The organism is Olavius algarvensis spirochete endosymbiont, from assembly GCA_900608495.1.
Classification (GTDB): domain Bacteria; phylum Spirochaetota; class Spirochaetia; order DSM-2461; family DSM-2461; genus UBA2779.
This window is the reverse complement of record UWYT01000139.1, coordinates 59,153-74,175: the sequence shown is the minus strand read 5'-3', so window position 1 is coordinate 74,175 and position 15,023 is coordinate 59,153. Positions and strand designations below refer to the sequence as shown.

Below are 15,023 nucleotides of genomic sequence, written 5' to 3'. Positions count from 1 at the left end.
TGAAACTCAACCAGACTTCCCAGCGCATCACCGGCAAGCTGGCCAAGCAGGCATCCTTGGGCTCTGGATCGTTTAGTTTCCAAGTTTACGTTTTTCCTCTCGTGCTATTTCTGCAATTCCGTCAAGGGCCTCGTCGTCCAGATCGAGATCCACAAGCTCGTTACGGAGTTCATCCCTTAAGTTCTTTGCTGCAGTTTCAGCGAATTCAAGTATGTAAGCCAAGTCAGTGCTTGAGATGTTGAGAGTTGTTTCGATCAGGTTGGCTGACATTTTTTGTACCTTCAGTTCTGTTGTTCCTGTTGCAGAAGGTCCTTCCAACCTTCATAAATCATGACCATTGCCATGGTATCCAATTCGCAATACTTGAACAGAGCCTTCCGGATCTCCTCACGCTCATATTCCGACATTTCTTCAAACTGCATCCGGGCATAAGCGGTCAGGGCTGCACCACCATCTCGCCTCAATCAGTTTGCCCTTTTTCCTGAAGTTCCAGACATCAAGTACGGTTGGACTCTCGAAATCGCCGTCCTTCCAGCCCAGATTCGCTTTCCAGCATTCTTTCTTTTCGCTCAGCAAGCCGGACTCTTCCTCACCATCCTTTGTATAAAACTCGCAGCCGGGGCAGTTGGTTGATACCGGTGACGGTATTTTGGCATCCGATGCATAGTGTTCTGCAAACAGATCAACCCGCTGTGTAAAGCTCAGTGCTTGATCACTGCCACCATGTAGCAGTCTGTTGGTTTCAGCGAGAGCCTCGTCGTAATCCAGTGTTTTGATATCGTGACCACCGGGAAAATAACATTTAGCCAGATCGCCCACCTGAAAGCCGCCATCGGCCAGCGCAAGAAGGAAACTGTCATCAAGGTTCTGGTTGGCATATTCGCTTTTCCCAATGTAGAAGAGCTTGGTCGGGCATTCAGTTGCCAGTTTGAATCTGGATTTTGTCAGGTATCTCCTTTTTGCCGTCAGTATCTCTCCCTGTTATTCACTTTTAACCACCTTTGTACATCCCGGGCCGGACAGCGAGCTGCGGCCACCGGATACTGGTGTGATGTTTATCTGGGTGCTGATTCTTTCTTTCATTGCAGATACGTGGGAGATGATTCCAATCAGCTTGGCGTCCTGCTGCAGGCCGGACAATGTTTCCAGAGCGGTCTCCAGAGCTTCTTCATCCAAGGTGCCGAAGCCTTCATCCAGAAACAGGGAATCCACCCGTACTTTCCGGCTGGCCATTTTCGACAGCCCTAACGCCAGCGTCAGGCTGACGATGAAGCTTTCACCGCCGGACAGGTTCCTGGTCGACCGGATTTCACCTGCCTGATAGTTATCGACGACATTCAATTCCAGTGGCTGCTGTTCATCACGTATCAGCAGATAGCGGTCGGTCATTTTTTCCAGCTGTCGGTTGGCATGGGAAACCATCAACTCAAAGGTTAATCCCTGAGCAAAGTTTCGGTACTTTTTACCGTCGGCAGAACCGATGAGGCCATGCAGCTTTTCCCAGCGATGGCACTCTTTCTTCTGGGCCTCAATGGCGGACTGCTTTTCTTTTATCCGCTCTTTGGCTGCCGTATTCTCATTCAGCTTGTGTTTGAGCCCGGCAATAGCATCGCGCAATTCTTTCAGGGATTCTTCATACACTTTGAACTGCGGTTCCAGTTCCTCAAACGTCTTGTCCGTGAGCTTTTTGGCGATCTCCGTGGCCAGACGCGTCTCCCGGTCTTTCTGTTTGGCTTTGAGCTCCGTTCCCGCGTCATCGAGTTCCTTGGCCCGGGAAGATAAAGATTCCCGCTCTTCATGAGATAGTCTGGCTTCGAGGAAGGATTTCTCATCGGCAAAGCCTGCCGGAGTCAGAGCTGCGGAAAAGTCAGTTTCCGCTTTTTCCAGTTCAGGCGTTCTGTGCTCAATGCGCTTCTTCAGGGCTTCAATATGGGTCTTCGCCGTTGTCAGCTTCTGTTGCAGCTCGGTGTTCAGGTCTCTGGTTTTCTTCTCAGCCTTTTCAGCGTCGGTAATGGCTTTGTTCAGTCGGCTTTCTTCATCATCAGGGTTTTTGTCGCCATACAATTCCTTTCGCTCTTTTGTACCGTCGGCCAGTTCCTTTTTCAGTCGCTCCAGATTTTCCTGCTTTTCAGTGAGAGCCTTGACCTGCGTATCAATCACGGCATCCAGACGCTTCATCTCGCTGCTGATGTCAGCAATCTGTTTCTCGATGTCGGTTTTTAGCTTTGCCTGTTCCTGCCATGCCTTCAGTCTTGATTTGAGGGATTCGAGCAGTGCCTCGACCTCTGACTCAGGAATTTCCGTGATACCCAGTGGCTGGAGTTTCCCGGAAACTGCCAACTTGAGTTCATTAAAGCCGGTTCGAAGTTTCTTGAGGGCATCCTTCAATTCCGTGAGCGTTTTTTCTGCGGCCTTCTTGTTATTGGCGGCTTCGGTTTCCAGCTTCTCGCTATTGTTCAAATTGTTACGGGCAGTGGTTTCTGCCTGTTCCAGTTTTTTGATGGCCGCTTCCTGCTCGTCTGCCGTGTCGATCAGCTTGGTCAGCGATTCTATCTTTTGCTCGATTTCATCGGGGACCGGGACATTCCCCTCGGCAAAGGGGTGTTCGGTCGCGCCGCAGAGAGGGCACGGTTTGCCATCTTCCAGCTTGGCCCGGTGGTCTTCAAGCTCCTCTATTTTCCTGATAAAAGCCATTTCACGAAGCAGGGTCTCCTTCTCGGTGCGATATTCCCGAAGCAGTTTGTCTCCCAGCAATGCGCTCAAGGCCTCCTTACCTTGCTGAAGATTTTTGCCGGCGGTCTCCAGCTCCTGTTTTTTGAGGGAGCATTGCTTGGTGGCAGTCTCCAGTTTCTTTGTGGCATCTGTCACGACCGTATCGGCTTTTTTGAGATCAGTTTCTTTCTGCGTAATCTCCTGCTGTTTGGCGAGCAGGTTGCCGAATTGTTCTTCAACTCCGGCCAGTCCACTGATCAGCCATTCATCCCGGGCGTTTTCGTTGAGGTACAGCTCTGCAGCTTCCAATGTTTTCTCTGCGGCAGTCCGTTTTTCCTGTTCCTTCAACCGGGCCTGCTTGTCGGTCTCAATCTTTGCGGCTCCCTTGATGCAGGCATCAGCACCTTCCGATACAGTCTTTGTCTGTTCGGCAATTTTTTGGTCCAGTGACCGGATTTTTTGGATCAACGGGGCGGCTGTTTTGAGATCCTCTTTGGATTTGAGGGTAATTTGTTCGGCAGCCTTAAGCGCCTCAGCTTGTGTGTTTGCCGATGTTTCCAGTTCTGGAAGTGCGGCTTCATCCGTTTTTAAGGAGGTCTGATCGTCAGCCTGCTGCTTGCGGAGGGATGCGAGCGTTGCGTATGTTCCGTCCAGTGATGCGGCTTTAACGGCCTGTTCAAGTTTGGCCCGTTCCGGCTTGAACGCCTCAGTATCGGCCTTCAGCTTGGCGGCTTCATCTGTAAGACTAAAAATCTCCCTTTTCAGGTTATCAATAGTGGTCAACCATGTGATGGCCTTCCCGGTTTCGGTTGATTTTTCGGCAAGCTCAGTCTCCTGCTTCTGCTTGGCCGTAAGGTCATCCTGAATTTCCTTTTCCTGCTCCGGCTCCAGAATCACGATGCCGGAGGTTTCGGCGTTCAGGATATTCAGCTTTTCCCGCTCGTCACGTTGACGCTCATGAACCCGGCGTGAGATTTCCGAATAAATCTCGGTACCGGTGATCTGCTCGAGTATCTTGGATTTCTGCTCAACGTCAGCCTTGAGGAAGGTATCGAAGCCGCCTTGTGCCAGCAGAATGGAGCGGGTGAAACGGTCAAAGTCCATCCCGGTTTTTTCTTCAATGACACCGCCAACAAGGCTTTTCTTGGTTTCGATTGGTTTACCGGTATCGGCGTCTGCAATCTGGTGCTCCTGATCCTGCAGGTTGCCTTCAGCCTTTTTCCGTGCCCGGCGCTGTTCCCAGTGGCAGCGGAATCGGCCAGCCTGGGATTCAAAGAGTACCTCGGCATAGCATTCACCGGTCTGGCGGGACATTATCTCATTCCCGCTCTTGGTGATTTTTCCAAGGCGGGGCGTGGCTCCATACAGGGCCAGACAGACGGCATCAAGAATCGTCGACTTGCCCGCACCGGTCGGACCGGTCAGAGCAAAGATGCCGTTGGATACATATTCGGGATCGGTAAAGTCTATTACCCATTCACCATAGAGGGAGTTGAGGTTCTTAAATCTGAGTTCAAGTATCTTCATGACGACAAAACCACAGGTAGACACTGATAAACACAGATATTTTTAAACCACGAAAGAGTATTGTTCATGATTTTGCCCCTTTCTTTTTCGTAGATTCAATTTGCTTAACCACTTTGTCAAAGTCACTGATTTGTTTACTTGATTCAGTCAGACGGTTGGTGTGAAATTTGTCATATTCACCTTCCGCCAGTTGTCTGGCCATTTCATGGGAGATTTTACCGGCATGCGTAAGAATATCCCGGTCGTTGAGGGTCATGAAGCTGCTTTTTAATCCAATCGCTCATGTGCATTGGGACACGGCGCATGGCCTGCCCCTGAGCAAAGATGAGATATTGTTCAACCAGATTATTCAGTGCGGCTAATTCCTCCTCATTCAGGTAATTTTTGGCAATTGTCACATCCTGTTTGCGGACTTTAGCACCACGGTAATTGGTCAAGTCCATGTTCGGTTTGTCGGCATCTGCTCTGGAATGAATGATTTCCGCCGCCGTCTGCCCCGTGATCGCCCAGTGCATTTTATTCTGCACGGTTTTGAAGAACTCAATGCTGATATCCAGCGTTGGATCGTAATCGATGCTGGTGGCGTAAATATCGGCAATTTTCTGATAAAAACGGCGCTCAGAGGTACGGATGTCCTGAATGCGCCGTTCCAGCTCTTCAAAGTAATCAAAAGGCAGATCCGGGTTTTTCAGTCGCTCGTCATCCAGCACAAATCCTTTTTTGATAAACTCGGTCAACTTTTGGGTAGCCCAGATGCGGAAACGTGTGGCAACATGGCTTTTTATCCGATATCCAACAGAAATAATCATGTCCAGATTGTAATAATCCAGCATGCGTTTGACCTGGCGATTTCCCTCGGATCGAACTGTCAAATATTTTTTGACAGTTGCCTCCGGCTGGAGTTCGCCTTCTTCATAAATCGAGTTAATATGGTGGCTTACGTTCTGCTTGGAGCTTTGGAACAGGTCTGCCATCAACTGCTGGGTTAGCCATACCGATTCATCCTCAAACCGCACATCCAGCTTCAGTTTGCCATCTTCTGCCTGATAAACCAGAAACTGCCCTTTAGCCGGTTCCAATCCGTGGTCATCGGGATTTAACGGTGGTTCTTTTTTTGATTTATTCGGCATTTATATCTTCCTCCATCAAATCCTTGATTATTTCGTTATAGGAGTCCGTCAGTTCCTCACGGTCTTCATCGGGCACCTCAAAAGCATCCAGACAGCGGGTGAAAACATCCCCGGCATCCAGATCATCGAGGGTTTCATCTTCTCGGGCCGTGCTGATCACCCGGTCCATGACGCGACGGTTTTTGATCCGCCTGATTTCCATGGCAGAGTCGGCCATGGCCTCGTCGAGCATCTCGCGCAGGTTGCCGATGATGTCGTTGCCGGTGTATTCAATCTCAAGCCATGCAGAGCTCTCTTCCTTTTTGAGTTCCTCCAGCTTGGCATGGATATCATCCAGCGATCCGACAATGCGGACCAGCTCCTGAAAACACGGTACGGGGAGCTCTTGGATATTTGGCATGGTGCTGCCCCACTCTATGAGCACGATCTTCTTTTCCTGAGTCGCTTCGCCGTAGCCCATTGGGATGGGCGAACCACAGTAGCGGATGTGCTCCGCGCTGCCGACCGCCTGAGGAACATGTAAATGCCCGAGGGCCAGATAATCGATTGACGAGGGGAAAACATCTTCACCGACATGTGCCAGCGATCCCACATAAAGTTCCCGGACACCATCACCGTCAACGGTCTTGCCGCCTGCCGTGAAGAGGTGGCCCATGGCAACGATGGGAATACCTTCATGCCCGGCACTTTTGAATTCGGCTCGTTTCTGTTCGGCAATCGCACAAACATCGGAGTAATGGTTTTTCAGTCCTTCAACGAGCTTGGCGTTTTTATCATCGATGGTTTCTCCCGGCTCGACCGTGCGGATATCCTTATCTCGCAAGTAAGGCACAGCACAGACAACGGCCTCCGGCTTATCATCTGTTTGAAGAATAAAGACCTCATCCTCCAATACATCGGTCATGGAGCCGACCACATACACATTCAGCGCCCGAAGCAGTTCCTTCGGGGCATTCAGAAATGACGGCGAATCATGATTCCCGGCAACCACCACAACATGACGGCAGCAGGATGCCGCAACCCGGCAGAGAAAGCGATAGTAAAGCTCCTGCGCCCGGTTGCTGGGCGTACTGGTATCGAACACATCACCGGCAACAAGCAGAGCATCAACCTTTTCATCTTCAATGGTTTGAACCAGCCAATCCAGAAACGCTGAAAACTCCTCATAGCGTTTCCGTCCGTAAAGGGAGCGGCCTAAATGCCAGTCTGATGTGTGGAGGATTTTCATTGAGCCTCCACTATTATTTGAAGCTCTTCAGCAGGTTCCTCGGTCACGCCGATACTTTGAAGTAGGGCCGCGTACTGATCGGGGTCCTTTTCCTTGATTTTCCGCAAAATGAAGTTTGCTGTGGTCTTCATCTCTGGAACATCAATAGGTAAAACACTTCTCTCAAATACACCCGCTAAATGGGAGAACTCATTGTTTATACGATCCGTTAATGATGTGGCCAATGCATCATCACCGAAAAAACGCGCCAACTTGTCATCTTTCTCCACGGCATTGGGGTACTTGTAGTACAAGAATGCTTCAAGAAACTTCCGGGCATTGTTCCCAAAGTTGTAGTAGCAATCATGATTTTCATCACACTTGATCTGGGCGTGGGCGCACTTATAAATTTGATGAAACAGGAAATTGAACTCTGTGACGTAGTCTTTCAGGTATCGCGGCATCAATGTAATGTCACTGACTTGATCCGTTCGGGTAATGATAAAGTATTGAGACTTGTTTTTGTTCAAAGCACCGGGAAGCCGCTTCAGATACTTCAAAAAGTCCAGGTTGTGAGTCGAAATAAATAGCTGCTTAAAACGATCACGTTCCTTTATCTCACCGCCATCTTCATATTTCTCCGGCGTTACAATCTCGGCATTAATAAGGCTGTAGACAAAAAAGATATGGTTTGCATCTAAGCTGGAGACAGGATCGTCGATCCAGATGATCGGTTGGCTGCCTTTAGTCTCTATGTCTTCAAGCTTGGCCATGAAGTAACAGAAAGCTATCAGGCTGCATTCGCCCTTGCTGAGGTGGAATGCTTTTTTGTCGTTTCGAGTTACCTCAAACCGGTATCCAGATGACGCGTCCCCGAGGGTTTCTTCAATGGCTTTGAGTGAGAGAGACTGGTGGCCGAAGAAATTGTTCAAATAATAGTTTACCCGGTCAGCTCCCTTGCTTTCATCTTTTAACTGGGTCTTCAGTTCAGCGATCTTTTCTCGTTTTACATCAACTTTTTCTTTTACGGTGTTTTTAGCTTCCTTCGCTTTGTCCATAGCCTCATTCAGTGCCTCAATGGCCGTACACTCGTCTCCATACTTAATGTCGTTTGTGAATGTATAGACCTCATGGAGGCGGAGAGCCGCACGAGCTTCAGATTGGCCGGCGCTTCTTAGTGAAGCTGTAAACTGGTTGGATTCGTTTCTGAGTTGCTCATACGAATCTCTGACCGCATCTAAATCTTTTTCAACCGAATCAGGTGCATTAAATTCAAGAGGCGTAAAAATGTCATCTCTTCGTTTTTCGATCTGTTCTTTTGTAGAATCCAGACTCTCAATGTAAGACGTTGATAAGGTCAATAACTCTTCTGCCCGCGAATCCAAGTCATCTGCAAAGTCAGAGTAGAAATCCGAGTTTTTGATTTTCAGTAGATTAGGAACTCGGGATCGCTCACGTTCAATCAATCCAAGCAGGGTTTCCAATGCTTGACGAAGCTCTTCAGACTCCTGATTAAAATGCTTGTCCAGTTTTTCCCATAGGTCCGAAGGGAGGTCGTTACCGCAAAATGCACACTTGTCCCTTTTTCCCTTATGATGCTCCCGACCATTTCTCACCCATGTTGCCAGAGCAGCATCGTTTAGCAATTCCTGAATTGGATCAGATGCCTGAATCTTTTTTTCAATTAGCTCTTTAGCCTTTGAAGTGATCTCAGTGTATTGAAGGTTAAATGATGATGATTCCGCAATCTCCGGTTTGGGTTCTTCTCTAAGGAGGTTGTGAAACTTGCCCACCTGCCCATCAGTAAGCGGAGAATAAGTGTCTTTGGTAACAGTCGAGATGTCTTTTTTTATTTTGGTAACATTGTAGTTGGCATCACCAAACGTTCTATTGTGCTTAATTCCAGTGCCTGCCTTATTGGCTTTGTCACTTAGCTTTTTCTCCAATTCTGACGATTTGTCGCCATGAGCCTTTCGAGACTCTTTAAACTTTTCCTCAGCACCGAGGAGCTCCCCCAGCAGTCCTGACTTGTCCTCTTCCCTCCCAAGTTCGGTTTCTTGTTTTTCGATTTCCTCCTCAAGCTTTGTGTTGTCTTCCCCCAAGATGGCGAATGGATTAATGGTCTGCTCGTCATCAACAATGAAACGCAGGTTGTCCCGGACAAAGTCCTCATTGAAAACCCGAACCACTTGACCATGGCCATTTAATGAGTTTTGCGTGGCATTGTTGCCACCGTCAAAGGACAACTGAAATTCAGGTGAACTGTATTTGTCTGAGATCGAACCGGTTTCAAGAGCTCTGAAAATCCGCGAGAGCGTTGTTTTACCGGAGTAGTTCCGGCCATAAAGAATGTTGATTTTTTTAAACTCAGCGATGTTTTTGCCGCCATCCCTGACAGATGGCGCCCATCGGAAGTTCTGAAAAACCGCCATTTTTTTTATCGATTCAATTTTCTTTATCTCACCGCTCATCGCTATTTAGCCCCCTGATATTTTTTGAAGTTTTCAGCCTGCTCGAAGATCTCTTTATAGACCTCGTCGCGGTCGACAGGTGGGTATTCGTGCTTGGCAAGCAGGAGGATCAGCTCGACCTTCAATTCGGCTTTAATGTCGTCACGCCCATTCCAGTCGGTAAATCTGGATTTATCATCAACGACCTTCTTAACCTCCTTGGCAAGGTTCAGGAGCTTGTCTTCCGGGTACTCAAAGTGATATTTGATCGCCAGAGCCATAAGGATGTCATAAAAAGCCTTTTCCTCGAAGTCGATGCCGAAGTCGCCGAAGGATTCCTTTTCCTTTTTGAGCGCATGGAATAAATCGATGATCTCATCGGTGAAGTCCTCCAGTACGTTGCTGACCAGAACATCCTGTTCCTTGCGTTCGTTGTATTTCTCTACAAGGGCTTTGAATTTCTTTGAGAAGTCTGTCCCCTTGATCTTGTTGACCTTCTTGAAGTCATCGATAGCTTTGGCAAGCAGCAGCTGCAGAAGTTTTATCTTAGTGTTCGGCAGTTTGATCTTTTCAATCTTGGCGAGGTATTCATCATCAAAGATGTCGACTTCCTTTCCGTGGTCTTCACCCATTTTCAAGATCTCTTCCACGCCGTCGCTTTGCAGGGCTTCCTTTATCATCTCTCGCACACGAGCGTTCATTTGAGCGGTGTCAGGAGCATTGCCCTTTGTTAGCTTGAATACGACAGACCTTACGGCGAGATAGAAGTGAATATGATCCCGTTCGGTCTGGCTGAAAGCATCGCTTCCGCAACATATGTCATAGGCTGCTTTCAAACGCTTAACCAAATACATGAAGCGTTTTTCAATCTCCTGAGTAACCTGAACAAATTCGGCAGCCATATTCAGGCACTCAAGCTGTTGTGGTGGGGACCCTGAAAAGTATGCGGTTTTGTCAAATTTGTGGAACAGCTTTCCGAGCAGATCCAGATGGTCTTTAACAACAACTATGGACTGTTTTACTTCTTCAAAGTTGGAGCTGTCGGCCTTGGAATACTGAGCAAGTGCCTGATTCATCTGCCGTTTGATGCCGATATAGTCGACCACCAAACCTTTCTCTTTGCCTTCAAATTTGCGGTTAACGCGGGATATGGTTTGAATCAGGTTGTGCCGCTGAATTGGCTTGTCGATATAAATGGTATCCAGAAATGGGACGTCAAATCCTGTTAGCCACATATCAACGACTATGGCTATTTTGAAATTCGATTTCCCATTTTTAAACTGCCTGTCCAGTTCCTTGCGGTAGTCCTTGTTTCCAAGAATATCGTAAAGCTTTTTTGGGTCATCCTTGCCACGGGTCATGATCATCTTGATCCGTTCCATTGGCTTGATTTCCTTGCGCTCTTTCTCGGTCAGCTCAGCACCTTCCTCACATACCTTTATTTCAGCCCATTCCGGCCGCAGTGCGATAACTTCTTTGTAGAAGTCATAGGCAATCTGCCTGCTTGAACTGACAAACATAGCCTTGCCTTTAACAGTAGAACCTTCTGAAACACGATTCTCATAGTGCTTAACAAAATCCTGAGCCAGCGCCTTGATCCGGTCGGGATCACCAAGAATGGCATTCATTTGGGCATTAGCCTTCTTGCTTTCCTCAATCTGATAGTCGGATGCACCATCTTCCGCGCACTTGGCGTAGTAATCTTCAATCTCCTTAAGCTTGCTGTTATCCAGCAGCACCTTTGCAGCCCGGCCTTCATAAACGATACGAACAGTGATCTCATCCTTGACGGATTCCGTCATGGTATAGGCATCGATTACCTCACCAAACACATCCAGCGTTGCATCAATCGGCGTTCCAGTGAAGCCAACATAGGTTGCATTGGGAAGCGAATCATGGAGGTATTTGGCAAACCCAAAGGTGCGTGTGACACCATTTTCCGTAACCCGAACTTTCTGATCCAGATTGACCTGGCTTCGGTGAGCCTCGTCTGAAATGCAAATCACATTGCTGCGATCCGTCAGCAGCTCGGTATCTTCAGTAAATTTATGAATCGTGGTCAGGAAAACACCGCCGCTGTTACGCCCCTTTAGTAATTCACGAAGGTGCTGACGGCTTTCCACGCTGATGATGCTTTCATCACCCACATAGCCTTTCGCATTGGTAAACTGGCCGGACAACTGATCATCCAAGTCAGTCCGATCCGTTATAAGCACGATAGTCGGGCTGGAAAAATCCACGCTTTTCATCAATAGCCGGGTTAAAAAGAGCATGGTGAAACTTTTTCCGCAGCCGGTCGCACCAAAGTGGGTACCACCTTTACCGTCGCCCTCGGGTCTGCGATGCAACTTTATATTTTCATAAAGTTTTGTGGCGGCATAATACTGAGGGTAGCGACAGACGATTTTTTCATCCTTTTTAGAGGTGTCCGGGAAATAGATGAAGTTTCGGATAATGTCTCTGATCCGATGCAGATTGAACAGCCCCTTGACCATAGTGTAGAGGGAATCAATGCCATCTTTTTCAACAAGGTCTGCGCCATCGGTTTTGCGCCACGCATAGAAAAACTCATACGGGGCAAAGAAAGAACCGGCCTTGTTATTGACACCATCGCTGATCACGCAAATCGCATTGTATTTAAACAGCTCCGGAATATCCCGGCGGTACCGGGTTGTCAGCTGAACATAGGCATCTTGGATGGTTGCCTCTTCACGAATGGCGCTTTTGAATTCAAAAACAACTAAGGGCAAACCATTGATGTATATGATGCCGTCCGGTATCCGTTTTTCATATCCAAGGATTTCGAACTGATTCACCACCTTGTAGATGTTGTGGGTGGTATTGTAAGGAGCAACTTCCTCGGCAACGACGGTTTCAACCTCTGTCGGCTTCGGCTCACGCAGTTCAGTAAGATCCCGATAGTCCAGCAACTGGATATAAAGATCTTTCTTGCTGCGGTCTTCACGCTTCAACAGGAAGCCATCAGAGACCATCTTCATGATGGCCTTGTTGCTTTCGTAAAGATCTGACGCGGAAAAAACCTCCAGCTTACGGACAACAGACTCAACCTCGCTCGAGGTAATGTTATCGGCCGCATACCGATTAAACAGGTATGCCTTTAAATCTTCCTTGATCAGAACCTCATTAGGTTCCCTTGCTATAGTTTGTCCAAGAACGTGCTCGTAGCCTTCAACTTCCAGAAGCTCGATGATTGCAAGTTCTAATTTTTCCTCCGTAAATTTGGTGCTCATGAGCTATCCCTTTTTCTTTTTGGCTAACTCGAAATGAAAGCCCAAGGTTGAATCCTCTGGCTTCTGGTCTTTCAGTGTTAGCCGCACAAATTCATCAATAGTAAATCCTTCGACAAGATCATCGCTGGGGATCATGTCCGAATTCAATGCACAGATGTATTGAAAATTATTTTCCAGCGCTTTTCGATTCGCATGCATAAGCGCCAGTGCTCTTTGCCGAGAATCAACACCATCAAAAATGCTGCTGTCATGAAATAGAAAGTCTATGTCGCTTCGTTGGTTCATTAATTCAACAAGCATCAGGTCGTAGCAAAATATTTTCATCTTACCAACACCATCGCTGCTGCTTTTATGAATCTCAACGTCAAGCTTATAGCCATTGTCAGTCGTGTTGATAATCAGATCACCGGGCTCATCGTACAATGCCTGCGAGTTCTCGTTGAATAGCGCGACTGCTTTCTCCCACTCGGTTCGGTTTTGCTCATAATCACGCTGCAACTTAGTTTCTGATTCGATCTTTGAAGCCTTGATATCCTTTTTATGTTGAGCCATCTCTCGGATATTGGAAATGTTGTTCCTTATGACTTCAAGCTGCCCCTTTTTCTCAACCACACGTTCTTGAAGAACAGAAAACTCTTCCAGAGCCCCATGGGTTTCTAAAAGCTGAAGAAGTTCCGCCCGCTTACCAGATGTCGCCTTGATATTCTCTTCACTTGAAGCTAACGCATTTTTTAATTGGGTGATCTCTGATTCAAGAAACAGCTTGCGGTTCTGGACAATTGCTTTGTGAAATCCTTTGGCCTCTTCAAGTGATCTTCTTATGTTGTCAGCGAAGTGTATACCGGCTTCTGAAAAAAGCTTCTCAACTGAGCTGGTATCGGGCGTTTTTTCTTCCGACACCGTTTTTTCATATCTTTCCTGCTTACGTCTTAACAATAGAGCCTTATTGGCGAGGTCATGCATTTCCCCGGTTAATCGATCTGCCTGCTCCTGTAATTCTTTATACTGGGGATGGACATTAAAAGATTTAATAGCATCCGATTCCTGCTTAAGCTCTCGTTCGATACGAACCCGCTCCGCTTCCAACTCTCCTTGAGAGGCCACAATGCCCGCCTTGATCGCCGAACTTAAAGCCTTTGTAGCGCTTTCTTTTTCCCTGATCTCCTGCGCTTCTGAAGCGTGCAACCAATTCAACCCCAGCAGGTATGCATTATTGATTTGCAGGTCATATGTTTTTTGATTCCTGAAATACTTAAACGGGTCTGTATAGGCATCCGCCCCTCTGCGTGTAAAGTATGAGATTAAGCTTCTGAAAGAAGGTGTGTACTTTGCTGTAGATTCTTCCCGGATCTTGAAGAGGCACTTGCCTAACAGGTTTTTCCAATCATCATTTTTATAAAAGAGAACGCCTTCAGAATCCTCTTCAGGAGCTATCGGAAGTCCGGGAATGTCAGTCTCAACTTCGATGATTTTAGCGTTTGCAATTGTTCGCTTGGCAGTCAAAACCTCTCCGCAAAGATCCAGACTGATATAGAAAGCCCAGTCCTGTAAGTCATCTTTGGGTAAGCTGAGTCGGTGCAGGTCAGCACCAAGACAAAAATGAATAATGTTCAGCAGCGTAGTTTTACCAGCACCGTTGCGAGTGTCTTTATTACCGGATTCCAGAGTGCGCTCAGCCAGAATCACATTCAATCCTGCAGAAAACTCTACAGGTTTAAACCGTTTGTCGTTCGCCCAGATTTTACGAATCATACCTGAACCCTCACAATTTCATTATTATGCAAATCAACAAGGTTCAGCAGGTACAACAAATCCAAAGCGAGAATGAACCGCTCAAAATTACCAATGGCATCGATCTTCTTGGCCGACTCCCATAGTGCAGATAAATTGCCGGACTTTTCGACAAGCGGAAGCAGCGTAGCGCTTACTCCAATTAACGCCTCATCTTCACGAAGGTATTTTGATGGCATAATCATTTTTCAAACACCTCGCATAAGTGAAAGAGGTGACTTAATATGGCCAGAGCGGCAGCCTGTTGCCTGAATCCTTTTTGCCCGGCTTGTGCAAACTCGAGCATTGATATAAAAAGCTCATCCCCGGACAACGTTTCCTTTAGTTCGAGATATTTTGTTTTGAACCCACTTCTAAGTCTTTCTGGGAACTCTTCATCAACATTTGTGGCCATGTTTGCGAGAAACCGTTCCACCTCATGACTCTTACTCAAACCCATGGCGATATCAGATCGAACAGTATCCGAAAGCCCATTCTTATTGATCTTTTCTTCAGGAGGAATTACCTCGAAACCATCACCACTTGAAGAGAGCTTTCCTGATGCCAATGCTTTTGCTGCAATCTCCAACTCTGCAAAGGAGACTTCAGACATGCCTTGATCGAGCTGTTCAGCGACCCATGATTCGTGTTCTGTTTTTAGAGAAAACAAGACATCTGCAGGATAATCCTGCTCCTGCTTATCAATTTTCGTGTGACATGAAGGGCATAGGTAAATCAGATTGTCGTAATGATTTCGCTCATCATCTGTCATGTCCGGTCGATAGCGTGCGGAAGCAGGCTTTGTTTTTGTCCCCGGGCTTTCTCCGTAAATATGAGCTGCCTCACCAATAACGGCAGGATTGGATTTCACGCCATCCGAAGTCAGCGCTTTACGACAATCCTTTAACGCACAAACATTCCCACTCTTCATGGCAAGAAAGATTTTAGTTGGATAGTTGGCACTCATAACCCAGCC

The 15,023-nt window shown here is 47.3% G+C and carries 11 protein-coding genes; all 11 read right to left on the bottom strand.

Annotation, left to right across the window (positions count from 1 at the left end; translation table 11 throughout):
- The coding region (locus S1OALGB6SA_RS11055; protein ID WP_503465868.1) for an ADP-ribosylglycohydrolase family protein at positions 1-83 on the bottom strand (83 nt) is incomplete at its 3' end.
- A complete protein-coding gene (locus tag S1OALGB6SA_RS03845; protein WP_124032620.1) occupies positions 73-318 on the bottom strand; it encodes a hypothetical protein in 246 nt (81 codons plus the stop codon). The genes S1OALGB6SA_RS03845 and S1OALGB6SA_RS11055, both read right to left, overlap by 11 nt.
- Positions 319-411: 93 nt before the next feature.
- Positions 412-819: a hypothetical protein gene (locus tag S1OALGB6SA_RS03840; RefSeq protein WP_124032619.1), complete on the bottom strand. Its 408-nt coding sequence runs from the start codon at positions 817-819 to the stop codon at positions 412-414.
- A gap of 162 nt (positions 820-981) precedes the next feature.
- Entirely contained in the window at positions 982-4,239 is a 3,258-nt protein-coding gene (locus S1OALGB6SA_RS03835; protein ID WP_124032618.1) for an AAA family ATPase, read from the bottom strand.
- A 215-nt stretch (positions 4,240-4,454) separates the two neighbouring features.
- Positions 4,455-5,369, bottom strand: coding sequence for a virulence RhuM family protein (locus tag S1OALGB6SA_RS03830; RefSeq protein ID WP_230204398.1), 915 nt, complete (start codon positions 5,367-5,369; stop codon positions 4,455-4,457).
- The gene (locus tag S1OALGB6SA_RS03825; protein WP_124032617.1) at positions 5,359-6,597 is read right to left on the bottom strand and encodes an exonuclease SbcCD subunit D C-terminal domain-containing protein; all 1,239 of its coding nucleotides are present in this window, start codon (positions 6,595-6,597) and stop codon (positions 5,359-5,361) included. Before S1OALGB6SA_RS03825 ends, S1OALGB6SA_RS03830 begins: the two co-directional genes overlap by 11 nt.
- Positions 6,594-9,047 carry an AAA family ATPase gene (locus S1OALGB6SA_RS03820; RefSeq protein WP_124032616.1) on the bottom strand — a complete coding sequence of 818 codons (2,454 nt, stop codon included), beginning with the start codon at positions 9,045-9,047 and terminating at the stop codon, positions 6,594-6,596. The genes S1OALGB6SA_RS03825 and S1OALGB6SA_RS03820 overlap by 4 nt, the downstream gene beginning before the upstream one ends.
- A gap of 2 nt (positions 9,048-9,049) precedes the next feature.
- On the bottom strand, positions 9,050-12,277 hold the full coding sequence (locus tag S1OALGB6SA_RS03815) for a type I restriction endonuclease subunit R (protein ID WP_124032615.1): 3,228 nt from the start codon (positions 12,275-12,277) through the stop codon (positions 9,050-9,052).
- Between the two features lie 3 nt (positions 12,278-12,280).
- Positions 12,281-14,029, bottom strand: coding sequence for a DUF2326 domain-containing protein (locus tag S1OALGB6SA_RS03810; protein WP_124032614.1), 1,749 nt, complete (start codon positions 14,027-14,029; stop codon positions 12,281-12,283).
- Entirely contained in the window at positions 14,026-14,253 is a 228-nt protein-coding gene (locus S1OALGB6SA_RS03805; RefSeq protein ID WP_124032613.1) for an ABC-three component system middle component 6, read from the bottom strand. The genes S1OALGB6SA_RS03810 and S1OALGB6SA_RS03805 overlap by 4 nt, the downstream gene beginning before the upstream one ends.
- Positions 14,250-15,014, bottom strand: a complete 765-nt coding sequence (locus S1OALGB6SA_RS03800; RefSeq protein ID WP_124032612.1) for an ABC-three component system protein — start codon at positions 15,012-15,014, stop codon at positions 14,250-14,252. Before S1OALGB6SA_RS03800 ends, S1OALGB6SA_RS03805 begins: the two co-directional genes overlap by 4 nt.
- Positions 15,015-15,023: the final 9 nt, after the last annotated feature.

Excerpts from the sequence above, each read along its gene's own strand:
- S1OALGB6SA_RS03835 (WP_124032618.1), bottom strand. The coding sequence starts at position 4,239 with ATGAAGATACTTGAACTCAGATTTAAGAACCTCAACTCCCTCTATGGT.
- S1OALGB6SA_RS03820 (WP_124032616.1), bottom strand. The coding sequence starts at position 9,047 with ATGAGCGGTGAGATAAAGAAAATTGAATCGATAAAAAAAATGGCGGTT.
- S1OALGB6SA_RS03810 (WP_124032614.1), bottom strand. The coding sequence starts at position 14,029 with ATGATTCGTAAAATCTGGGCGAACGACAAACGGTTTAAACCTGTAGAG.
- S1OALGB6SA_RS03825 (WP_124032617.1), bottom strand. The coding sequence starts at position 6,597 with ATGAAAATCCTCCACACATCAGACTGGCATTTAGGCCGCTCCCTTTAC.
- S1OALGB6SA_RS03800 (WP_124032612.1), bottom strand. The coding sequence starts at position 15,014 with ATGAGTGCCAACTATCCAACTAAAATCTTTCTTGCCATGAAGAGTGGG.
- S1OALGB6SA_RS03830 (WP_230204398.1), bottom strand. The coding sequence starts at position 5,369 with ATGCCGAATAAATCAAAAAAAGAACCACCGTTAAATCCCGATGACCAC.
- S1OALGB6SA_RS03805 (WP_124032613.1), bottom strand. The coding sequence starts at position 14,253 with ATGATTATGCCATCAAAATACCTTCGTGAAGATGAGGCGTTAATTGGA.
- S1OALGB6SA_RS03815 (WP_124032615.1), bottom strand. The coding sequence starts at position 12,277 with ATGAGCACCAAATTTACGGAGGAAAAATTAGAACTTGCAATCATCGAG.